Consider the following 20,960-nt stretch of genomic DNA (forward strand, 5'->3'; position numbering starts at 1 on the left):
GCTTGAGCTAAACGTTATAAAACGTCCATGTCGCAGCGCCGGGTCGGGGCTCCTGAAATACCCTTCGCCCCGAGAACATCTGAGAATGAAATTCTTTTGCAGAATCGGCACTTGTATATCGCGAATTCATGGATGCCACTCATCGTCGTATCGTTGACGTTTCGGCTTTGGGCGCGCGCAATGTTCTACCCAAAAATGATCGCTCCAAGAGAATATTCCATATGGCAAAGATCATAGTACTCGCCGGTGACTTCCCGCAGTGCGACGGGGAATATCACCTTGGAACCATCACCCTCAAAACGTCCCTCAAACCCCGGCTTGGAACCAGCTTCCCGGTCTCGGAGTTTAAAGATCTAACCGTTCAGAACACTGATTCGAATAAGAATATAAAGTCCGCCATAGGCCTGGGGCTCGCGGGTGCCATGTTGCTCGGTCCCGTCGGCGCCATCGCCGGCTATCTGCTCGCCGGGAAAAATACCGAAGTGACCTTTATGGCCACATTGAAGGACGGTGAAAAGCTGCTCGCGGCGACCGACAGTGACACCTTCCGGGATATCTCGGCACGCGCCCTGAAAAAATCCCGAGTCGGCCGCCGAGGCCCCAGCTCACTTAACAACGGATCCATTCATTGATCCGCTTGCCCGGCGACGGCGAGAATGTTGCAGGGCACCCGATACAGAACATGCTCCGTGGTACTGCCCACCCATTTTTCCAGCCCCTTGCGATGGGCATTGCCCATGACGATCACGTCGGCCCGGTGATGCGCTGCAAAGTCGGCCAATGCTTTGCCTGGCGGCCCTGCAACGAAGTGTTGCCGTTCGGTGGGCACGCCGTAATGGTCAGCCAATGCGATGAATGACTTATGCAAAGACTTGCGCACGTCACTGTTGAAGCCGGGCATCGTCACTGCACCCGCGCCCGCATCGGATATATGTGTCTGCGATAGATCGTAGGCATACAGCAGATGCATTTCTGCATGGCATTGCATTGCCAACTCGTTCGCAGCCTGGACGATCAGGTCGTTGATTCCAGTGATCTGAGTCTCTGGGTGCGACGGATCGACGGCCGCCACGATTACGCGTGGAAGTGGGCAACTGACTTCGCTGACCAGATGCACAGGCACCGGACATTCACGCAGCAGATGCCAATCCAGAGGCGTGATGAAAACGCGTTTGAGCGCCGACTCATGCTGCACATCCTTGATAACCAGATCCGCCTGCGTTGTTGTCACGTGCTGAAGGATCTCTTGCAGCGCGTCGCGAGTGAACAGCACCTCGGTACTCAGGTTGATTCCGCGTCCACGGATCAGATCGGCTTCATCCTTGAGCCATTTTTCGTTCTCTTGCTGGCAAGCCTCACGAAACCTCGCACTGGCGTGGATCAAACCCAAGATGTTGAAATCTTCGATAAACACCGTGATATGCAGCGCTGCGCCCGTGGCCTCGGCGAGGGCGACGGCCCGCTGCAGTGCCGGCGTGTGACGCATGGTGGGGCCGGCTATTAGAAAGAGTCGTTGATATTGGCTCATGTCACACCTCCAAACGTTCTGGGATATCTGCTAGCCCCCCAGCCTCTCGTCTGTCGCACCGCCAGCGATCTGCTATCGCCTCAATGACCCGGATCGACACAATCAATATACGCCTGGATTCAACTAACCATCCAAGGTGTGTCTCATTGCAGCCAATACAATGAGACACATTCCGACGGTCAATTGATTGACGACGTAAAGTTACTTCTTCGCGTACTTCGCGCCGTGCGGATCGTTAAGCTTCACCTGCATCAACTCCCATTCACGTTGAATGATCGAGTAAGGGATAAAGATGCTGACTCTCTCAGCCCCCTTTAACCCGGGATGAAAACTTACATCATTAAGCGTCGTGGAGAAAAAACCGACATTGATGCCGACAATGTTGCCGTCACTGCCAATGACGGGACCACCCGACATCCCTTTAATCATCGGGGCATCATGGATGGCATAGCGTTCGCCGCTGCCTTCATCGCTGTTGATGAAAGGCGCCGGATACACTTTGCCTTGCCCGGTGACGGTCGTCATGTAGGGGCTCGCGCCCACGGCAGTGATGTGTTCACCCACACGCGGTGCGCGCCATGACGGGTAGCGGCCGTCGGCCTTGTGCTGGATGAAAACAAGGTCGCAACCAGTGCTGCAGCTGTATTTCACGTTGCGTACGAGAGGGGTGTGGCGCGTGGTGACGGCATAGTCTTCGTTCCATTGCACGGCGGAAGCCATGTACAGATAGGGCAAAGGAAAGCCCGAGAAGACGGAAAAATATGAATCATTGGCAGGCCCCGACAAGTCGGGCTTTACCATACCGTTGCATCCTGCAATACCAGCTCCTATTAAAAAGTAGGTCATGATTTTAATCATGATAATCACCGACTTATAAGGAGGATTTGATTTTTATTGTGGCGAATCTTTTAGTTGTCCGGTTTTTGTAGTTTTCCTCGCAGCGTGACCTGATGCGTTTATTTATGGCTGAGGTTTTAATAAATGCGTATGAATGAATTGTGCTAGGGCTAATTGCTTTTCGATCCATACAATAAATTGCAAATATTTGACGTCTGAAAAATGACAGGACCCTAAACAAAAATCACTTGGACACTTCGCGTAAAGCCAGTGAAACAGCCACCGCCAGCGCAATCTAACGCATTTCAGCATGCCTCGGTAACGCCACGGAAATCATTGCCGCGAAAATAACAAATGCGCTGGATATCCATAAACACACCGCCAACCCGAAAGCCTGATAAACCCAGCCAGAGAGTACGGTGCCGATCAGCCGTCCCATGGCGTTGGACATGTAGTAAAAACCCACGTCCAGCGACACGCCGTCTTCCTTGGCATAGGACACGATCAGGTAGCTGTGCAGCGAAGAGTTCACCGCGAACAGCGCACCAAAAACCATCAACCCGCCTAACAGCACCGCCTGTTGCGACAACCCGGTGTTCAGCCCCAGAGCGATTGCCGCGGGCAGGCCTGCCAGAGCAAGCGCCCACAGAAACGCAGCGCGGCCATCAGGAACATGCCCCCGCTTCTTTCCGGTGATTCGCGGCGCGAACGATTGCACGATGCCGTAGCCGATCACCCAGGCCGCGAGGAATCCACCGACCTTCCAGAAGTCCCAGCCAAAGACGCTGCTCAAGTACACCGGCAACGCCACGACAAACCAGACATCGCGAGCACCAAACAGAAACATCCGCGCCGCCGACAGAATGTTGATGGCCCGGCTTTTGGACAGGATGTCGCGAAACCTGGGCTTGGCTTTGGCCTTGCCCAAATCCTTTTTCAACAGAATCAAACTGCTGACCCAGATCAGCGCCAAGACACCCGCCATGGCCAGCAATGCCCCTTTGAACCCGATCAGGGCGAGCAATGCCCCGCCGAGAAAGAAACCAACACCCTTGAGTGCATTCTTCGAGCCGGTGAGGATGGCTATCCATTGGTAAAGCGTGCCCTGCTGCCCCTCGGGCACTAACAGCTTGATCGAGCTTTTGGCGCTCATCTTGTTCAGGTCTTTGGCGATCCCCGACAGCGCCTGCGCGCCCATCACCCAAGGAATCGTCAGCCAGGCCACTGGCACCGTCAGCATCAACAACGCCACAACCTGCATCCCCAGCCCAATGTTCATGGTCCGGTTCAGGCCCAATCGAGCGCCGAGATAACCGCCCAGCAAATTGGTGATCACACCAAAGAGTTCATAGAACAGAAACAACGCCGCGATTTGCAGCGGGCTGTAGCCCAACGCGTGAAAGTGCAGCACCACCAACATGCGCAAGGCACCGTCGGTGAGGGTGAAGGCCCAGTAATTGCCCGTCACGAGCAGGTACTGCCGCACTTGAGGCGTGAGGGCTGACAACGCTTTCATCACCGCTCCTTAAACGGCCAGGCCGACCATTCTGGCCAGTTCGACGGTGCGATTCGCGTAACCCCATTCATTGTCATACCAGGCATAGAGTTTGACCTGGGTGCCGTTGATGACCATGGTCGACAGCGCATCGATGATCGATGAGCGTGGATCGGTGCGGTAGTCGATGGACACCAGCGGACGCTCCTCGAAACCGAGAATGTCTTTCAGTTCGTTCTCGGACGCGTCCTTGAGGAACTGATTCACTTCTTGGACGGTGGTGACGCGCTCGACTTCAAAGACACAGTCGGTCAGCGAAGCGTTGGCCAACGGTACGCGCACGGCATGGCCATTCAGACGCCCGCGCAGTTCCGGGAAGATTTCGGCAATCGCGGTGGCGGAGCCGGTGCTGGTCGGGATCAAACTCATGCCAGAAGCTCGCGCACGGCGCAGATCCTTGTGCGGCTGATCGAGGATGCTTTGAGTGTTGGTCAGGTCGTGGATGGTGGTGATCGAGCCGTGGCGAATGCCCAGTTTCTCGTGGATCACCTTCACCACCGGCGCCAGGCAGTTGGTGGTACACGACGCGGCGGTGACAATGCGATGTTCCGCCGGGTTGAACAGCTGATGGTTGACGCCCATGACGATGTTCAGCGCGCCCTGCTCCTTCACCGGGGCGCTGACCACCACACGCTTGACGCCTTGGTCGAGGTAAGCCTGAAGCACCGCGACGGTCTTCATCTTGCCGCTGGCTTCAATCACCAGATCGCAGCCCGACCAATCGGTGTCGGCAATCGCCTTGTTGGCCGTTACCTTGATGCGTTTGCCGTCGATGACGATGTTGTCACCCTCGGAGTCGGCCTGGTCATTCCAACGACCATGCACCGAGTCGAAGTTCAGCAGGTGCGCATGGGTCGCCGCGTCACCTGCCGGATCGTTGATCTGCACGAATTCAAACTCTGGCCAGCGCCAGGCTGCTCGCAGAGCGAGGCGACCGATGCGGCCAAAACCATTGATGCCCACTTTGATCGTCATGTTTCCTCCTTCAAATAGAGCGCTGATTGACACGTTTCATGAGTTCTTGCGCCGATTCCTTGCGCTCGGAATAACGATCGACCAGATAGTCCTGACGATCGCGCAGCAGCAAGGTGAATTTCACCAGTTCTTCCATCACATCCACGACACGGTCGTAGAACGGCGAAGGTTTCATCCGGCCGTTATCGTCGAATTCCAGATAGGCCTTCGGCACGGAGGATTGGTTGGGAATGGTGAACATGCGCATCCAGCGCCCCAGCACCCGCAGCTGATTGACTACGTTGAACGACTGCGAGCCGCCGCACACTTGCATCACGGCGAGGGTCTTGCTCTGGGTCGGGCGTACGGCGCCCATCGCGAGCGGCACCCAGTCGATCTGCGCCTTGAAGACTGCGCTCATCGAACCATGACGTTCTGGTGAACACCAGACCTGCCCTTCCGACCACATCATTAATTCGCGCAGCGCCTGCACCCGTGGGTGATCGTCGCCAGCATCATCAGGCAACGGCAAACCAGACGGATTGAAAACCCGTGTCTCGGCGCCGAAATGCTGCAGCAAACGGGCAGCCTCCTCGACCAGCAAGCGACTGAAGGAGCGCTCGCGGGTCGATCCGTACAACAGCAAAATGCGCGGCTTGTGGCTGGAAGTTTGTTCGATGCCGAGCTTGTCGGTCGACGGGAGATCAACCAGTTCGGTATCGAGGTGGGGCATGTGGTCATCGTGCATGGTCATTGTCCTGCGCAAAAGCGCGTCTGGAATCATCGAACCGGGCAGCAAGCCGCTGCCCGCTCGGGACGGTCACCCATCTGTTCAAGGCGTTTGGCATCCGGGTTCAACCAGTGCCCGTTGGACTCGAGCACCACGGTCAGCACCTGATGCACCCAGCCCGGAAGATTCGGGTGCAGCCGGTAGTAAACCCATTGGCCCTGGCGACGATCCGAGAGCAAGCCGCAGGTGCGCAATTGCGCCAGGTGCCTGGAGACTTTGGGCTGGCTCTCATTCAACGCACAGGTCAACTCGCAGACGCACAGTTCTCCCTCATGGGCGATGAGCAGCATCATGCGGACCCGGTTGTCGTCAGCCAGGCATTTGAAAACAGTGGTCGGCGTCAGATGGTCAGCCATTGGGTTTCTCCGGGTTGGGCCGTTCATATGCGTTTTGCCGAATATACGTTTTTCCGCATGTAAAATTCAACGGCCAATGTATTGACTCCTTATGTAAATGATATTTATTTACTTACAAAAGATAATCGTTATCATTAACGCGATAATTAAAAAAGGAGCTCATGGTGGCTTTACCGCGCATTTACCCGGCCTCTCTCTCACTGTTGGGGCTTTTTGCAGTACCTGATTTGCAAGCACAAACCCAATCGGCATTGGCCCTGCCTGCAACCGCTGTGACCAGTGATTACAGCGAGCAGAGCTACCGGCCGACCGACAGCCGCAGTGCGCTGAAGATCGACGCCCCGCTGCGGGATATCCCGCAAACGGTGAACGTGATCCCTCAGAGCGTGATCAAGGATCAGGGCGCACAGTCGATGGAAGACGTGTTGAAGAACGTCCCCGGCATTGGTTTTTCCAATGGCGATGGGCAGCGCGACCAAGTCACCATTCGCGGCTTCAGTGCCATCGGCGACATGTACGTCGACGGCGTTCGTGACGACGCGCTGTACTTCCGCGATCTGTCCAACGTCGAGCGCGTGGAAGTGATCAAGGGGCCGGCAGCGGTGCTCTATGGCCGAGGTTCATCCGGTGGCCTGATCAATAGCATCAGCAAGAAACCCAACTTCACCCCCAAACAGGAAGTGGGTGTCAGCTTCGACAGCGAGGGTAAAAAGCGCACGCAGTTCGACGCTGGCTGGGCCGATCAGCAGCAAAACGACAAGGCATTCCGGGTGACCGGTGCGCTGGAGAACAGCGACACCTTCCGCGATGACGGCTATATCGATCGCAAGGCCATTGCGCCTTCGGCCTACTTCAAACTCTCCGACGATCTTGAGCTGAACCTGGGGGCGACGTACCTCTACGACAAACGCTTGATCGACTTCGGCATTCCCGCGCGGGGCGATCGCCCGGTCGATGTCGATCGGGACAAGCGCTTCGGTTCCGCCGACCCGGATGACGATTACACCCGCAGCGAAGTGTTTTCGTTCACGGCCGGCGTCGACTACCGCATCAACGACGACTTCACCCTGAGCAACACCAGCCGCTACTACCACTACGATCTGGATCGCAACAACACACTCGCCGACTCCAGCCCGACACGTTTCGTCACCGCCCCCAACGGCGAATTGCTGGTCAAACTCAATCGCGGCAACGTGCAGCGCAAGGAAGACGGCTGGTTCAACCAGACCGAACTGAAGCAACAGGCCACGCTGGCCGGGATGAACCACAACCTGCTCTATGGCGTGGAACTGGGGCGTCAGGTCAAGGACCAATCCGTCTTTAGTCAGAGCAACGTGGCGCGGGTCCCGGTGTACCGCGATGGCTTGATCGACGTGCCGTTCCAGGCCAACCGACAAACCGCCAAGGGCACCACTACTCAGGACACGGCCGGTTTCTACGTCCAGGATCTGATTGAACTGACCCCACAATGGAAAGCACTGCTAGGTGTGCGCTATGACGTGTTCGATCAGGAGTATTCGGATGACCTGACGGGCGCCTCGATGTCCCGAACCGACAACACCTGGAGCCCGCGCGCAGGCCTGGTCTATCAGCCTGATCAGGTTCAGTCCTACTACATTTCGGTGAGTCGCTCTTATCAACCCTCCTCCGAAGTCTTCGCCCTGAGCACTACCAACCAGGACCTTGAACCGGAGCAAACCACCAACTTCGAAATCGGCGGCAAGTGGGACCTGCTCGACAATCGCCTGGCGTTGACCGCGGCGCTGTTCCGGCTGGAACGCACCAACATCAAAACGACCGATCCGGCGAACCCGACCAAACTGGTCTTGGCTGGCGAGCAGCGCACCGACGGTCTTGAACTGACCGCCAGCGGGCAGTTGAGTGACAAGTGGCAGGTCTATGCCGGCTATGCCTATCTGGACGCCGAGATCACCAAGTCCAACAGCCGAACCAATGGCGTCGCCAACGAAGGCCAGACACCCACGTTGACCCCGCGTCACAGTGCCAACCTCTGGCTGGTGCGCTCGCTGACCAACACCTGGCGCGTAGGCATGGGGGCGAACTATGTCGATGACCGTTATACCGCCCTGGATAACCAAGTGGTCATGCCCGCTTACACCACCTTCGATGCGGCGTTGCTCTACAACCTGCCGAAATGGGACATGGCGCTGCGCTTGCGTAACGTCTTCGACAAGGACTATTACGCCTCGGCCCATGGCTCGGTGGACCTGATCACCCCCGGAGCACCGCGAACTCTGGAGCTGAGCACCAACTACCGGTTCTGAGTAAAAAAAAGCAAATGCCCTGCCTTCCAGGCAATGCTAATCAAGCACTGTTCCTCAGTCATGCTTACCTTTGTGGCGAGCGAGCTTGCTCGCGCTGGGCTGCGTAGCGGCCCCAAAGATCTGACAACAATCATCGATTTTTGTGAGTGCTACGCACTCAAACGGGAGCAAGCTCCCTCGCCACAGGTGTCGGTGACTCAAGACCCTCTTCAGTGAATAGGAACATCGTGACAGCGATCAAAAGCTCAACTAATCTTCAGCGCGCACAGAGTGATTGAGAATCTCTCGCGTTATCGGACAACAACAATATTTCGAGGAAAACCCATGCGTAAACTTCTGTTGCTCTCGCTTCTTGCCGCCTCCCCCCTGGCCTTCGCTGGCCCTCAATGCACCACCACCGACAAGGCTCAATGGCAGGACCAGGTCAAGTTTCAGGAAGAGCTCAAGGCCAAGGGCTATGACATCAAGAAATTCAAGGTCACGAGCGGCAATTGCTACGAGATCTACGGCTGGGACAAAGACAAGCGCAAAGTCGAGATCTACTTTGACCCGGTCACCGGCAAAGTCGTGAAAGAAGAGATCGAATAGGTCACCTGTGAAAGCTGAAACCCTGCGCCTCTGGGACCCGCTCGTACGTATTTGCCACTGGTCCCTGGTGGTTGTCTTCATCAGCGACTACTTCCTCAATGAGGAAGGGGATGGCTGGCATCGCTGGCTCGGCTATTACGCCGTAGCTGTCGTGCTGGTGCGCGTGGTGTGGGGGTTCATCGGCCCGCCATCGGCGCGTTGGTCAGACTTCTGGCCGACGCCGACGAGGGTCGTTCAGCATGGCCGGGCGCTGTTTTCCGGCAAGGGCTATCACCGCATGGGGCACTCGCCCATCGGTGCACTGGTGATGGTCCTCATGCTGCTGTTGATGACCGGTCTGGGTATCAGCGGTTTTTTGATGGAAGAAGTGGACTATTTCTGGGGCGAAGACTGGCTACGTGATGTTCACGAGTTTATGGCCAATGCACTGCTCGCATTGGTTTGTGTGCATATCGTCGCAGCGTTGGTGGAAAGCCTGCGCTTGCGTGAAAACCTGCCTCTGTCGATGATCACTGGCCATCGTCGTAAGCGCTAACGCTCAAAGCTTCCTGATACCGCACATTGCCCTCCCCCTTGCGGGAGAGGGCGGGTGCCAATCCTGCCATTCTTCGAGGCGACCATCGCCTGGAACTTCGCAGTGAAAGAATTTCGTATACCCTATCGCCATCTCACTCCAAACGACCGCTGCCGTGAACCTACCCAAACTCAACGCTCCTGACCTTGGCAATACCCCTTCGACCTCGGAAATCATCACCCGTCATCTGCGGGACGCGATCGTCGCCGGGCATTTCGCCGAAGACGAGCCGATTCGCCAGGACGACATTGCCCGCCAGTTCAACGTCAGCAAGATCCCTGTGCGCGAGGCCCTCAAGCGGCTGGAGGCCGAAGGGCTGGTGATGTTCCAGCGCAATCGCGGGGCGATGGTCACGCGAGTTTCCGATGCCGAGCTGGCGCAGATGTTCGAAGTGCGGATGTTGCTGGAGGACAAAATACTGCGCCTGGCCATTCCCAACATGACCGAAGAAACCTTCGCCCGTGCCGAGCGCATCTGTCAGGAATTCATCGGCGAGGACGACGTGGGCCGCTGGGCCGAGCTCAATTGGGAGCTGCACGCTTGCCTCTACGAGCCGGCGCAACGGCCGTTTCTGGTCAGCCTGATCCGTTCGGTCAACGACAAGCTGGAACGCTACCTGCGCATGCAGATGAGCCTGTCGGCCGGCAAGGAACGGGCTGATCACGAGCACCGTGAGATCATCAAAGCCTGTCGTGTCGGGGATGTGGATCTGGCGGTAAAGCTGCTGGACGAGCACATTGCCGGAGTCTGCAAGACCCTGTTCGAACACCTGCCTCACGCGCACTGACCGCTAAAATGCTGTGCTGATTTCGTCATCGGCACAGGATAAATCCATCAAGCCGACACCCCGCTGCACAGGCCACTCTTTCGCTCACTCATCTGAACGGACGTGGCCCTCCCATGAAACGCATCACCGTGATCGACTCCCACACCGGCGGCGAACCGACCCGTCTGGTGACTGCCGGCTTTCCTGACCTAGGCACCGGCAGCATGGCCGAACGCCGCAAGCTGCTCGCCGAACATCACGATCAATGGCGCGCCGCTTGTGTGCTGGAACCCCGTGGCAGCGACGTGCTGGTGGGTGCCCTGCTCTGCGAGCCGGTCGACCCAAGCGCTTGTGCCGGGGTGATTTTCTTCAACAACACCGGTTACCTGGGCATGTGCGGCCACGGCACTATTGGCCTGGTGGCGTCGTTGGCGCATCTGGGCAAGATCAGCCCCGGCATCCATCGCATCGAGACGCCGGTGGGTACGGTGCAGGCGACCCTGCACGAAGATCATTCGGTGAGCGTGCGCAACGTGCCGGCCTACCGTTACCGCAAGGCGCTGGTGTTGCAGGTGTCAAATGTCGGTCAGGTGGTCGGCGATATCGCCTGGGGCGGCAACTGGTTTTTCCTGATCGCCGAGCATGGCCTGCGGGTGGCCGGCGATAACCTCGACGCGCTGACCGCTTACACCTACGCCGTGCAACAGGCGCTGGAGGCCCAGGGTATACGTGGCGAAGACGGCGGGCTGATCGACCATGTCGAGCTGTTCAGCGATGACGATCACGCCGATAGCCGCAACTTTGTCCTCTGCCCCGGCAAGGCCTATGACCGCTCACCGTGCGGCACCGGCACCAGCGCCAAACTGGCGTGCCTGGCAGCGGACGACAAGTTGCAACCGGGACAGATCTGGCGCCAGGCCAGTGTCATCGGCAGCGAGTTCGAAGGCTCTTACGAATGGCAGGGCGAGCGCGTTGTGCCGACCATTCGCGGCCGGGCCTTTATCAGCGCCGAAGCCAGTTTGATCATCGAACAGGATGACCCGTTCGCCTGGGGCATTCGTCCATGAACGAGGGCCTTGTGGCCGATGTGATCGTGATCGGCGCCGGCATCATCGGCGCCGCCTGTGCCCAGGCGCTGGCCCGTCGTGGCTTGCAGGTGCTGGTGCTGGACGCCGGCCTGCACGGTGCGACGGCGGCGGGCATGGGCCACCTGCTGGTGCTCGATGACAATCCGGCCGAGCTGGCCCTGAGTCAATATTCCCTGCGACGCTGGCACGAACTGGCGCCGGACCTGCCCGACGGCTGCGCCTACCGCAACAACGGCACGCTGTGGCTCGCGGCCAACGCCGAGGAAATGGCGGTCGCCCATGGCAAATACTTGAACCTGAAAGCCCAGGGCGTGGCGTGCGAATTGATCAGCGCCAGTGCCTTGCGCCAGCGTGAACCGGAACTGCGCGAAGGTCTGGAAGGCGGTTTGTTGATCAATGGCGACGGCATTCTTTATGCGCCGGCGACGGCCAGCTGGATGCTCGACACGCCGAACATCCGTCAACGCCGGGCACGGGTCAGCGCGGTCGATGGCAACCGCGTATGCCTCGATGACGGTCACTGGTTGAGCGCCGAAGCGGTGGTGTTGGCCAACGGTATTCAGGCCAACGAACTGTGCCCGGAGTTGCCCATCGAGCCGAAGAAAGGTCACCTGCTGATTACCGATCGCTACCCCCGCACCGTCACCCACACCTTGGTCGAACTGGGTTACGTCACCAGCGCCCACAACGCCACGGGGCCGTCGACCGCCTGCAATATTCAGCCGCGCCCCACCGGGCAATTGTTCATCGGTGCCTCGCGGCAATTCGGTACCACCGACCCGCAGGTCGAAGGCTGGATGCTGGCGAAAATGCTCAAGCGTGCCGCCGAGTACATGCCCGGGCTGGCCCGGCTCAACGGCATCCGCGCCTGGACCGGCTTTCGCGCCGCCAGCCCCGACGGCCTGCCGCTGGTGGGCCAACACCCGCAGCGACAAGGCTTGTGGCTGGCGGTCGGTCACGAAGGGTTGGGCGTCACCACGGCCCCCGGCACTGCCGACTTGCTGGTGGCGCAACTGTTCGACGAAACCCCGCCACTGGCCGCACAACCCTATCTCCCCCAGCGTTTCCTCGGAGAACCTGCCTATGCCTGAATTGCTGCTGGATGGCCGCGCCTTGAAGGTGGCCGAGGGCACCAGCGTCGCTGCTGCCTTGGCGTTGGGCAGCGACGGCTGCACGCGCACGTCGGTCAGTGGTCAGCGCCGCACACCGCTGTGCGGCATGGGTATCTGCCAGGAATGCCGGGTGACCATCGACGGCCGGCGACGCCTCGCCTGCCAGACTTTGTGCCGAGACGGCATGCAGGTGCAGACATGCTCATGAACGAATACGCCGATCTGCTGATCATCGGTGCCGGCCCCGCTGGCATGGCCGCCGCCCTTGCCGCCGCCCCCAGCGGTGCACGCATTGTCATGCTCGACGACAATCCGCTGCCGGGCGGGCAAATCTGGCGTGACGGCCCTCAAGCCAACGTGCCCAATCAGGCCCGTCGCCTGCGTGAGCGTTTGCAGGCTTGCAGCAACATCCGCCATCACGCCGGCACCCGGGTGATCGCCAGTCCCGGTTCGAAACAACTGTTGGTCGAAGATGATGACGACGGCTGGTTGATCAGTTATGACAAACTGATTCTGTGCACCGGCGCCCGCGAGTTGCTGCTGCCCTTCCCCGGCTGGACGTTGCCTGGCGTGACCGGGGCCGGTGGCTTGCAGGCGCTGATCAAGGCGGGTGTGCCGGTGCAGGGTGAGCGCGTGGTGATCGCCGGCAGCGGCCCGCTATTACTGGCGAGTGCCGCCACCGCGAAAAAACAGGGCGCCCAAGTACAACGCATCGCCGAGCAAGCCTCGCGCACCGCCGTCGCCGGTTTCGCCGCGCAACTGCCCCGCTGGCCCAACAAGCTGATGCAATCGTTCGGCTTGTTCGACCGCCATTACCGCACCGCGACTCATGTACTGGCCGCCCTTGGCACTGACCGACTGGAAGGCGTGCGCCTGCAACAGCAAGGCAAAATCGTCGAACTGGCATGTGATCGGCTGGCCTGTGGTTTCGGCTTGATCCCGAACATTCAATTGGGCCAGGCACTGGGTTACGCCATCGAAGGTCAGGCGTTGGCGGTGGATACCTGGCAGGCCAGCAGCCGTACCGATCATTATGCGGCAGGCGAATGCACCGGGTTTGGTGGCAGTGAACTGGCGTTGGTTGAAGGTGCAATTGCTGGTCACGCGGCGGTCGGTAACCTTGAAGCGGCCCGCCAATTGTGGCCACGCCGGGCACGCTGGCAGGGTTTTGCCGAGGCACTGAATCAGGCATTCGCCCTCGCCCCGTCACTCAAGTCCCTGGCCCGGCCCGACACCCTGGTCTGCCGCTGCGAAGACGTGCCCTACGCCGCATTGGCCGGGCACACTGACTGGCGCGAAGCCAAGCTGGCCAGTCGCTGTGGCATGGGAGCCTGTCAGGGCCGGGTGTGTGGCGGTGCGGTGCAGCATCTGTTTGGCTGGCAACCTTCGGCACCCCGCCCACCCTTCAGCCCGGCGCGAATCGAGACCTTGATGTGCCTGGACGACACCCCGCCAGCCTGAAACCTTCTCGGGGGTTTCGGCCACGCTGCCGAGCCTCTATGATCCCGGGGTCGCCATCAGACCCCAGCGCCATGTATCCCTCGCTCAGCACCTTCAAACCCTGCGATCTGCCAACGCTGCTCAACAGCCTGCAGCCGATCTCGCCGCTGCTCGATACCCTGTCGGACGTGGTGTTTTTCATCAAGGACAGCCAAGCCCGCTACGCCTTCGTCAACCAGACTTTGGCCCGGCGTTGCGGTTTCAAGCATCCCGAGGAGTTGCTGGGGCGCACCGCCGAAATGGTCTTTCCGGAACGCTTCGGCCCGCTGTACACCGAACAGGATCGACGGGTATTGTCCAGCGGCCGCGAACTGGCCGACCAACTGGAGCTGCACCTGTATTACGGCAATCAACCGATCTGGTGCCTGACCCACAAACTCGCCTTGCAGGATGAACAGGGTCAGATCGTTGGCCTGGCCGGGATCTCCCGCGACCTGCAATCACCCCAGTCCAACCATCCCGCCTTCCAGAAACTCGCTGCCGTGGATGCGCACATCCGCAGCCACTTCGCCCGCGCCATCAGCCTCGCCGAACTGACCGCCATCGCCGGCTATTCCGTGGCGCAACTGGAGCGTCACTGCAAGCGGGTGTTCCAGCTCACCCCACGGCAGATGATTCACAAGGCGCGCCTGGAAGAAGGTTCGCGGCTGTTACTGCACACCGACCTGCCCATCACCGAAATCGCGCTGCGCTGCGGTTACACCGACCACAGCGCCTTCAGCCGACAGTTTCGTGCCTTGACCAGCCTTTCACCGAGCCAGTTTCGGGATAATCAGCGTTAGGGAATGTGGTGTTCTTTCGGGCCTCATCGCGAGCAGGCTCGCTCCCACAGGGGATTTGCAGTGAATCCATTTTTTGCGAACGCTGCAGATCCAATGTGGGAGCGAGCCTGCTCGCGATGAGGCCAGGACAGCCACCACAAGACTCGGTGTCAGACCGCTAAACAAGCACTGTTTAAACGACACTTCCAGACACTCACTCAGGCTACACATCCTTGCGCCGTTGCCTACGACTACGCCAGAATCCGCCGGCTTGTGTGCCTTGAGGCCGGGCTCTATCGTTTCCGGGTCGCTGACGAATCAGCGATCGGATTTGACCGTCCGAATCAATCAAGGCGCGCCAGCGTCCAAGACCTCATTCAGGCATTGTCTGAAATATCGTGTCGCGGTGGCTGTGCGTGGGACACCTTCGGGTGTGCCGGATTCCTTGATGTCCGGTCGGTCAACCCGCGTACAGCTGCCACCTTGTTCGTTTGACCGCGAACGGCGGTAGCTCCAGTCATCAAGGAGCTTCACCATGATCAAACCTACACCCAACCCACCTGAAACCGATCCTACATCCCCCTACGAATCCCTCGATTCGAAAAAACTCAACGAAGCCGCCGACCGCGCCCTCGATTACTACCTCAAGCCGCCCATCCCCAAAGACACCAAGCGCAAACCCAGCACCATTTACCATGTCGGCGCCGAGGTCGATAACGAAACCCTGCTGGTCAACGCCTGCGAGTCCCTGGCGTCAGCGAGCATGATGCTCAGTGAGTTCGCCGGGTTGATGGACATGCCACATCGCAACATGATGTTGGGGATTCAATCGGTGGTCATGCTCGGGGAGCTGGCAGTGAACCGGGTGCTGGATAACCTCGACCCGCGAGGTTAGCCAGAAAGATCAAAAGATCGCAGGCTTCGCCAGCTCCTACAGGGGAATTGTGTTCGACCGCGATAGGGCGGCGAGCTCCGAATCTATTGTGTTCGACCCGGTATGGCGGTGAACACCGAATCCGTAGGAGCTGCCGCAGGCTGCGATCTTTTGATTTTCAGCGGTTTCGAAAATGCCAAAGATCAAAAGATCAAAAGATCGCAGGCTTCACCAGCTCCTACAGGGGAATTGTGTTCGACCGCGACAGGGCGGCGAGCTCCGAATCTATTGTGTTCGACCCGGTATGGCGGCAAGCACCGAATCCGTAGGAGCTGCCGCAGGCGGCGATCTTTTGATTTTCAGCGGTTTCGAAAATGCCAAAGATCAAAAGATCGCAGGCTTCGCCAGCTCCTACGGATTCGCTGTTCGCCGCCCCTACCGCAGTCGAACACAATTCCCGACAGGAGCTTGCATGTTCCCTAAAGGGGCGCTCCGCACAACCATTGCTCCCATCTGTAACACCTGCCGTTGCGGGCCCAAGTCTTCACGGCGTCACTCTCCTCCAATTGCGCCACTCCAACACCTCTATTTCAAGCCCTGACACTGAATTCGCGCCTCGGCCTGGAAATGGGCACGTTGATTGCTATTGTTAATATCGTATACGAAATCCCCAATACGATATCCAACAGCACTTCACATCAACGAGGCCTCTATGAAAAACCCCGCATTTGCCGTAGCCCTCAGCGCTGTTCTCAGTACCTCCTTTATCGCCACCGCCCAGGCCGACAAGCTCGACGACATCATCGGTTCGGGCAAGCTGCGCTGCGCCGTGACCCTGGATTTCCCGCCCATGGGTTTTCGCGATGCCGGTAACAACCCGGCCGGTTTCGACGTGGACTACTGCCATGACCTGGCGAAAATCCTCGGGGTCGATGCCGAAGTGATCGAGACGCCGTTCCCGGACCGCATTCCGGCGCTGGTTTCCGGGCGGGCCGACGTGATCGTCGCCTCCACCTCCGACACCCTCGAACGGGCCAAGACCGTCGGCCTCACCGTGCCTTATTTTGCCTTCCAGATGGTGGTGCTGACCCGCGACGACACCGGCATCAATAGCTTCGATGACCTCAAGGGCAAACCCGTCGGTAACACCAGCGGTACCTATGAAGCCATCGCCTTGGAGAAAGACGTGAAGAGCTGGGGCACCGGCACCTTCCGCGCCTATCAGTCGCAAAACGACACGTTGCTTGCCGTCGCCCAAGGCCATATCGCCGCCACCGTGGTCACCAACACCGTGGCCGCCGCCACTCTTAAGTCGGGCAAATACAAAAACCTGAAAGTCGCCGGTAACGCGCCATACGTGATCGACTACGTGTCCCTCGGTGCCAAGCGCAACGAGTATGGCCTGCTCAATTACCTCAACCTGTTCGTCAACCAGCAGGTGCGCACCGGTCGTTACAAAGAGCTGTTCGTCAAATGGGTCGGCACTGAAATCTCACCGACCAACCTGACCGTGCCACAGGTCTACTACTAAGGTGTCCGGCATGCCTAGGCCCACTTCTCTGACCGGTCGCAGCCTGGTCGCGGGCGCCGCCGAGGGCGCCCTGCTGTTCGCCGATATCGGGTTGAGTTTCTGGGGCGGGGTCGATCCGTATAGCGGCGAGATCATTGACCGTCACCACCCGCTCAGCGGCGAATACCTGGCCGGCCGCGTGTTGGCCATCCCCAGCGGTCGCGGTTCGTGCACCGGCAGTAGCGTGTTGATGGAACTGATCAGCAACAGTCACGCACCGGCGGCACTGGTGCTGGCCGAACCCGATGAAATCCTGACCCTGGGCGTGCTGGTGGCACAGACCATTTTCGAGCGTTCCCTGCCGGTGCTGTGCATCGGCCGGGAGGCCTTCGCCGCCCTGCGCGGCAAGGCCTTCGCTCGGGTCGAGGACACAACGCTGAGCCTGTTCGAGCACCTGCCAGGCGATGCCTGGCAGGCACTCGACAGCCCCTTGCCGAGCACCGATATCGCCACCGCGATCGAACTCACCGAACACGACCAAGCGCTGCTCGACGGTCAGCATGGCAAGGCCGCACAAGTGGCGATGCAGATCGTCCTGCGCATGGCCGAACTGCAAGGTGCCCGCCATTTGGTGGATATCACCCAAGCGCACATTGACGGCTGCATCTACACCGGACCGGCGAGCCTGCGTTTTGCCCAACAGCTGGTGCAATGGGGAGCAACAGTGCGGGTACCCACCACCCTCAATTCGATTTCCGTGGACCAGCGCCGCTGGCGCGAGCTGGGCATCGACCCGGCCCTTGGCGAACCGGCCAGTGCCTTGGGCGATGCTTATATGGCGATGGGTGCACAGCTGAGTTTTACCTGCGCGCCCTACCTGCTCGACAGCGCGCCGAAGGCCGGCGAGCAGATCGTCTGGGCCGAATCCAACGCGGTTGTCTACGCCAACAGCGTGCTCGGCGCACGCACCCTGAAGTACCCGGACTACCTGGACATCTGCATCGCGCTGACCGGTCGCGCCCCGTTGATCGGCTGTCACCTGGACGCGCAACGCAAGGCCCGACTGCAGATCGAGTTGCCCGCCCTGGGTGAACTGGACGACGCCTTCTACCCGCTGCTCGGTTACTACATTGGCGCGCTGTCGGGCAGCCGGATTCCACTGGTGCGCGGGTTGGAAAACCGCAAGCCGAGCCTGGACGACCTCAAAGCGTTCGGCGCGGCATTTGCCACTACCTCCGCCGCGCCCTTGTTCCATATCGCCGGGATAACCCCGGAGGCTATCGACCCGGCGCAAGTGCTGGACACGGATAACCCGGTGCCGGTGGAGCACATCCTCTTGAAGGATCTGCTGGTCAGCTGGCGCGAACTCAACAGTGCCCGCGACAACCGGGTGGATGTGGTCTCGCTGGGCAATCCGCATTTCTCCCTCAGCGAATTCGCCCACCTCGCGCGGCTGTGCCTCGGTCGGCACAAACACCCTGACGTGGTCCTCGCCATTACCTGCGGCCGTGCCGTGCTGGAGCAGGCTCGCGAAGCCGGGCATGTCGCCGTGATCGAAGCTTTCGGCGCCACCCTGGTCACCGATACCTGCTGGTGCATGCTCGGCGAACCGGTGATCCCGCTGGCCGCAAAAACCTTGATGACCAACTCCGGCAAATACGCCCATTACGCACCCGGCCTGGTGGGCCGCAAAGTGCATTTCGCCAGCCTCGCCGAATGCATTGATGCCGCCTCTAATGCCACCGCCAGCGGGCGCCTGCCGGCGTGGCTACAACCTGCCGCCCTACTGGAGAGCCCTGCGCATGTTTGATTACAGCTTCCAATGGCGCTCAGCGCTGCGCGCCCTGCCGGACATGCTTGCCGGTGCCCTGGTCACCTTCGAGACCGCGGCACTGTCGATGATCTTCGGCGTGCTGATCGCCCTGGCCCTGACCGTGATGCGCGAAAGCAAGAACCCGCTGCTGCGCGGCATCGGCAACGGCTGGGTATCGATCGCGCGCAATACCCCTTCGCTGTTCCAGATCTACGTCCTCTACTTCGGCCTCGGCTCGCTGGGCCTGCACGTCAGCTCATGGCTCGCCCTGCTGGCCGGGATCACCTTCAACAATGCCGGGTATCTGGCGGAGAACTTTCGCGGTGGCCTCAAGGCCGTCCCGGACACACAAGTGCGCGCCGCACGTTCGCTGGGCATGAGCGCCTTTCAGGCCTACCGCATGATCATCGTCCCGCAGCTGCTGCGAATCGTCTTCTACCCACTGACTAATCAAATGGTCTGGGCGGTGCTGATGACGTCGCTGGGGGTGATCGTCGGGCTGAACAATGACCTGACCGGCGTGACCCAGGACTACAACGTCAAAACGTTCCGCACCTTCGAGTTCTTCGCCATTGCAGCGGTGCTGTATTACCTGATTGCCAAGGCGATCGTCGCGACAGCCCGGCTGATGGCCTGGCGGTTGTTCCGTTACTGAGGAGCTGTCCATGTTTGCCACCGGTTTTTCCTCCAATGACCTGTTGTTCCTGCTCAATGGCGCCTGGGTCACGCTGCAACTGACGTTCTGGTCGATCATGCTCGGCTCCCTCGCCGGCTTGCTCTTCGGTCTGCTGCGGGCCTTGCTGCCTCGGGCCAGTTTGCCCCTGGCCTGGGTGCTGGACGTGTTTCGCAGCGTGCCGCTGCTGATCCAGTTCGTGCTGTTCAACTCGCTCAAAAGCATCGTCGGCTTGAACATCAGCGCCTTCAGCGTCGGCTGCATCGTGCTGGGGGTTTACGCCGCCGCGTACTTCACCGAGATCGTGCGCGCCGGTGTGTTGTCGGTGCCGTTCACCCTGCGCCGGGCCAGTCGCTCGCTGGGCCTGAGCTTCCTGCAGGACCTGCGCTGGATCGTCCTGCCGATGGCCACCCGGGTGGCTTTTCCGGGCTGGCTGAACCTGGTGCTCGGCGTGATGAAAGACACCGCGCTGGTGATGTGGATCGGCATCGTCGAACTGCTGCGCGCCTCGCAAACCATCGTCACCCGCATCCAGGAACCGTTGCTGGTGCTGTGCATCGCGGGCCTTATTTACTACGTCATGAGCCTGGTGGTCGCACGCCTGGGCGCTCGTCTGGAAAGAAGGTGGCAAGAAAATGATTGAGATCGACAACGTACATAAATCCTTCGGCGACCTCGCCGTGGTCAAGGGTGTCAGCCTGACGGTGAACAAGGGCGAGGTGGTGTCGATCATCGGCGGCTCGGGCTCCGGCAAATCGACCCTGCTGATGTGCATCAACGGTCTGGAACCGATCCAGAAAGGCAACATCCGCGTCGACGGCGTCGAGGTCCATGACCGCGCCACCGACCTCAATCGCCTGCGGCAGAAAATCGGCATCGTGTTCCAGCAATGGAATGCCTTCCCGCACCTGACGGTGCTGGAAAACGTGATGCTCGCGCCGCGCAAAGTCTTGGGTAAAAGCAAGCGCGAGGCCGAGGAGCTGGCGGTGCAGCAACTGACTCACGTGGGCCTTGCCGACAAACTCAAGACCTTTCCCGGCAAGTTGTCCGGCGGTCAGCAACAACGCATGGCGATTGCCCGCGCCCTGGCCATGTCGCCGGACTACATGCTGTTCGACGAAGCCACGTCGGCCCTCGATCCGCAATTGGTCGGCGAGGTACTGGACACCATGCGCATGCTCGCCGAAGACGGCATGACCATGGTGCTGGTGACCCACGAAATCCGCTTTGCCCGCGATGTCTCCGACCGCGTGGCGTTCTTTCGCAATGGCCTGGTGCACGAGATCGGCTCGCCGGATCAGGTGATTGGTAATCCGGTGCATGCGGAAACGGCGGCTTTTCTAAAGTCAGTGAAGTAAGCGGTGAATTCATCGCGAGCAGGCTCGCTCCCACAGTG

General features: G+C 59.7%; 22 protein-coding genes. 16 read left to right on the forward strand and 6 right to left on the reverse strand.

What is annotated here, in order from left to right; all coding sequences use genetic code 11:
• The first annotated feature begins 221 nt into the window (after positions 1–221).
• Positions 222–632 carry a hypothetical protein gene (locus ACZ89R_RS07460; RefSeq protein WP_429379688.1) on the forward strand — a complete coding sequence of 137 codons (411 nt, stop codon included), beginning with the start codon at positions 222–224 and terminating at the stop codon, positions 630–632.
• On the opposite strand, the gene ACZ89R_RS07465 is transcribed toward ACZ89R_RS07460, so the two are convergent.
• The 6 genes from ACZ89R_RS07465 to ACZ89R_RS07490 all read right to left on the reverse strand — a co-directional run bounded on the left by ACZ89R_RS07465 (position 626) and on the right by ACZ89R_RS07490 (position 6,020).
• Positions 626–1,528 (reverse strand): universal stress protein, encoded by a 903-nt coding sequence (locus tag ACZ89R_RS07465; protein ID WP_429546177.1) that lies wholly within the window; start codon positions 1,526–1,528, stop codon positions 626–628. The two genes, ACZ89R_RS07460 and ACZ89R_RS07465, sit on opposite strands and share 7 nt — an antisense overlap.
• Positions 1,529–1,729: 201 nt before the next feature.
• The gene (locus ACZ89R_RS07470; RefSeq protein WP_429547881.1) at positions 1,730–2,329 is read right to left on the reverse strand and encodes a trypsin-like peptidase domain-containing protein; all 600 of its coding nucleotides are present in this window, start codon (positions 2,327–2,329) and stop codon (positions 1,730–1,732) included.
• Positions 2,330–2,660: 331 nt separating this feature from the next.
• Positions 2,661–3,881: an organoarsenical effux MFS transporter ArsJ gene (gene arsJ / locus ACZ89R_RS07475; protein ID WP_429546176.1), complete on the reverse strand. Its 1,221-nt coding sequence runs from the start codon at positions 3,879–3,881 to the stop codon at positions 2,661–2,663.
• A 9-nt stretch (positions 3,882–3,890) separates the two neighbouring features.
• Positions 3,891–4,895, reverse strand: a complete 1,005-nt coding sequence (locus tag ACZ89R_RS07480; RefSeq protein ID WP_192343381.1) for an ArsJ-associated glyceraldehyde-3-phosphate dehydrogenase — start codon at positions 4,893–4,895, stop codon at positions 3,891–3,893.
• 10 nt (positions 4,896–4,905) lie between these two features.
• Complete coding sequence (gene arsH, locus ACZ89R_RS07485) at positions 4,906–5,622, reverse strand: arsenical resistance protein ArsH (protein WP_429546175.1); 717 nt, start codon at positions 5,620–5,622, stop codon at positions 4,906–4,908.
• Positions 5,623–5,654: 32 nt separating this feature from the next.
• The gene (locus ACZ89R_RS07490; RefSeq protein ID WP_429546174.1) at positions 5,655–6,020 is read right to left on the reverse strand and encodes a metalloregulator ArsR/SmtB family transcription factor; all 366 of its coding nucleotides are present in this window, start codon (positions 6,018–6,020) and stop codon (positions 5,655–5,657) included.
• A 161-nt stretch (positions 6,021–6,181) separates the two neighbouring features.
• Here ACZ89R_RS07490 and ACZ89R_RS07495 point away from each other — a divergent pair, with 161 nt between their 5' ends.
• From ACZ89R_RS07495 to ACZ89R_RS07565, 15 genes are all read left to right on the forward strand, one after another.
• Complete coding sequence (locus tag ACZ89R_RS07495) at positions 6,182–8,305, forward strand: TonB-dependent receptor (protein ID WP_429546173.1); 2,124 nt, start codon at positions 6,182–6,184, stop codon at positions 8,303–8,305.
• Positions 8,306–8,629: 324 nt separating this feature from the next.
• A complete protein-coding gene (locus ACZ89R_RS07500; protein ID WP_429546172.1) occupies positions 8,630–8,893 on the forward strand; it encodes a PepSY domain-containing protein in 264 nt (87 codons plus the stop codon).
• Between the two features lie 7 nt (positions 8,894–8,900).
• Positions 8,901–9,428, forward strand: coding sequence for a cytochrome b/b6 domain-containing protein (locus ACZ89R_RS07505; protein WP_123497736.1), 528 nt, complete (start codon positions 8,901–8,903; stop codon positions 9,426–9,428).
• A gap of 154 nt (positions 9,429–9,582) precedes the next feature.
• Complete coding sequence (locus tag ACZ89R_RS07510) at positions 9,583–10,254, forward strand: GntR family transcriptional regulator (RefSeq protein ID WP_429546171.1); 672 nt, start codon at positions 9,583–9,585, stop codon at positions 10,252–10,254.
• Positions 10,255–10,367: 113 nt separating this feature from the next.
• Complete coding sequence (locus ACZ89R_RS07515) at positions 10,368–11,300, forward strand: 4-hydroxyproline epimerase (protein ID WP_429546170.1); 933 nt, start codon at positions 10,368–10,370, stop codon at positions 11,298–11,300.
• Positions 11,297–12,412, forward strand: a complete 1,116-nt coding sequence (locus tag ACZ89R_RS07520) for an NAD(P)/FAD-dependent oxidoreductase (protein ID WP_429546169.1) — start codon at positions 11,297–11,299, stop codon at positions 12,410–12,412. The genes ACZ89R_RS07515 and ACZ89R_RS07520 overlap by 4 nt, the downstream gene beginning before the upstream one ends.
• Positions 12,405–12,641, forward strand: coding sequence for a 2Fe-2S iron-sulfur cluster-binding protein (locus tag ACZ89R_RS07525; protein ID WP_429546168.1), 237 nt, complete (start codon positions 12,405–12,407; stop codon positions 12,639–12,641). The genes ACZ89R_RS07520 and ACZ89R_RS07525 overlap by 8 nt, the downstream gene beginning before the upstream one ends.
• Positions 12,638–13,894, forward strand: coding sequence for an FAD-dependent oxidoreductase (locus ACZ89R_RS07530; protein ID WP_429547880.1), 1,257 nt, complete (start codon positions 12,638–12,640; stop codon positions 13,892–13,894). The genes ACZ89R_RS07525 and ACZ89R_RS07530 overlap by 4 nt, the downstream gene beginning before the upstream one ends.
• Before the next feature lie 71 nt (positions 13,895–13,965).
• Positions 13,966–14,715: an AraC family transcriptional regulator gene (locus ACZ89R_RS07535; protein WP_429546167.1), complete on the forward strand. Its 750-nt coding sequence runs from the start codon at positions 13,966–13,968 to the stop codon at positions 14,713–14,715.
• A 514-nt stretch (positions 14,716–15,229) separates the two neighbouring features.
• The gene (locus ACZ89R_RS07540; protein WP_063340266.1) at positions 15,230–15,589 is read left to right on the forward strand and encodes a DUF6124 family protein; all 360 of its coding nucleotides are present in this window, start codon (positions 15,230–15,232) and stop codon (positions 15,587–15,589) included.
• 691 nt (positions 15,590–16,280) lie between these two features.
• Positions 16,281–17,099 carry an ABC transporter substrate-binding protein gene (locus ACZ89R_RS07545; protein WP_429546166.1) on the forward strand — a complete coding sequence of 273 codons (819 nt, stop codon included), beginning with the start codon at positions 16,281–16,283 and terminating at the stop codon, positions 17,097–17,099.
• A 10-nt stretch (positions 17,100–17,109) separates the two neighbouring features.
• Positions 17,110–18,888 (forward strand): cis-3-hydroxy-L-proline dehydratase, encoded by a 1,779-nt coding sequence (lhpI, locus tag ACZ89R_RS07550; protein WP_429546165.1) that lies wholly within the window; start codon positions 17,110–17,112, stop codon positions 18,886–18,888.
• Positions 18,881–19,546 (forward strand): amino acid ABC transporter permease, encoded by a 666-nt coding sequence (locus ACZ89R_RS07555; RefSeq protein ID WP_429546164.1) that lies wholly within the window; start codon positions 18,881–18,883, stop codon positions 19,544–19,546. Before lhpI ends, ACZ89R_RS07555 begins: the two co-directional genes overlap by 8 nt.
• Before the next feature lie 10 nt (positions 19,547–19,556).
• Positions 19,557–20,207 carry an amino acid ABC transporter permease gene (locus ACZ89R_RS07560; RefSeq protein ID WP_007903724.1) on the forward strand — a complete coding sequence of 217 codons (651 nt, stop codon included), beginning with the start codon at positions 19,557–19,559 and terminating at the stop codon, positions 20,205–20,207.
• A complete protein-coding gene (locus ACZ89R_RS07565; RefSeq protein ID WP_429546163.1) occupies positions 20,200–20,922 on the forward strand; it encodes an amino acid ABC transporter ATP-binding protein in 723 nt (240 codons plus the stop codon). The genes ACZ89R_RS07560 and ACZ89R_RS07565 overlap by 8 nt, the downstream gene beginning before the upstream one ends.
• The last annotated feature ends 38 nt before the right edge of the window (positions 20,923–20,960 follow it).

Source organism: Pseudomonas sp. TE3728 (genome assembly GCF_056279145.1).

Excerpts from the sequence above, each read along its gene's own strand:
- ACZ89R_RS07460 (WP_429379688.1), top strand. The coding sequence starts at position 222 with ATGGCAAAGATCATAGTACTCGCCGGTGACTTCCCGCAGTGCGACGGG.
- ACZ89R_RS07465 (WP_429546177.1), bottom strand. The coding sequence starts at position 1,528 with ATGAGCCAATATCAACGACTCTTTCTAATAGCCGGCCCCACCATGCGT.
- ACZ89R_RS07470 (WP_429547881.1), bottom strand. The coding sequence starts at position 2,329 with ATGGTAAAGCCCGACTTGTCGGGGCCTGCCAATGATTCATATTTTTCC.
- arsJ (WP_429546176.1), bottom strand. The coding sequence starts at position 3,881 with ATGAAAGCGTTGTCAGCCCTCACGCCTCAAGTGCGGCAGTACCTGCTC.
- ACZ89R_RS07480 (WP_192343381.1), bottom strand. The coding sequence starts at position 4,895 with ATGACGATCAAAGTGGGCATCAATGGTTTTGGCCGCATCGGTCGCCTC.
- arsH (WP_429546175.1), bottom strand. The coding sequence starts at position 5,622 with ATGCACGATGACCACATGCCCCACCTCGATACCGAACTGGTTGATCTC.
- ACZ89R_RS07490 (WP_429546174.1), bottom strand. The coding sequence starts at position 6,020 with ATGGCTGACCATCTGACGCCGACCACTGTTTTCAAATGCCTGGCTGAC.
- ACZ89R_RS07495 (WP_429546173.1), top strand. The coding sequence starts at position 6,182 with ATGGTGGCTTTACCGCGCATTTACCCGGCCTCTCTCTCACTGTTGGGG.
- ACZ89R_RS07500 (WP_429546172.1), top strand. The coding sequence starts at position 8,630 with ATGCGTAAACTTCTGTTGCTCTCGCTTCTTGCCGCCTCCCCCCTGGCC.
- ACZ89R_RS07515 (WP_429546170.1), top strand. The coding sequence starts at position 10,368 with ATGAAACGCATCACCGTGATCGACTCCCACACCGGCGGCGAACCGACC.
- ACZ89R_RS07520 (WP_429546169.1), top strand. The coding sequence starts at position 11,297 with ATGAACGAGGGCCTTGTGGCCGATGTGATCGTGATCGGCGCCGGCATC.
- ACZ89R_RS07525 (WP_429546168.1), top strand. The coding sequence starts at position 12,405 with ATGCCTGAATTGCTGCTGGATGGCCGCGCCTTGAAGGTGGCCGAGGGC.
- ACZ89R_RS07530 (WP_429547880.1), top strand. The coding sequence starts at position 12,638 with ATGAACGAATACGCCGATCTGCTGATCATCGGTGCCGGCCCCGCTGGC.
- ACZ89R_RS07535 (WP_429546167.1), top strand. The coding sequence starts at position 13,966 with ATGTATCCCTCGCTCAGCACCTTCAAACCCTGCGATCTGCCAACGCTG.
- ACZ89R_RS07540 (WP_063340266.1), top strand. The coding sequence starts at position 15,230 with ATGATCAAACCTACACCCAACCCACCTGAAACCGATCCTACATCCCCC.
- ACZ89R_RS07545 (WP_429546166.1), top strand. The coding sequence starts at position 16,281 with ATGAAAAACCCCGCATTTGCCGTAGCCCTCAGCGCTGTTCTCAGTACC.
- lhpI (WP_429546165.1), top strand. The coding sequence starts at position 17,110 with ATGCCTAGGCCCACTTCTCTGACCGGTCGCAGCCTGGTCGCGGGCGCC.
- ACZ89R_RS07555 (WP_429546164.1), top strand. The coding sequence starts at position 18,881 with ATGTTTGATTACAGCTTCCAATGGCGCTCAGCGCTGCGCGCCCTGCCG.
- ACZ89R_RS07560 (WP_007903724.1), top strand. The coding sequence starts at position 19,557 with ATGTTTGCCACCGGTTTTTCCTCCAATGACCTGTTGTTCCTGCTCAAT.
- ACZ89R_RS07565 (WP_429546163.1), top strand. The coding sequence starts at position 20,200 with ATGATTGAGATCGACAACGTACATAAATCCTTCGGCGACCTCGCCGTG.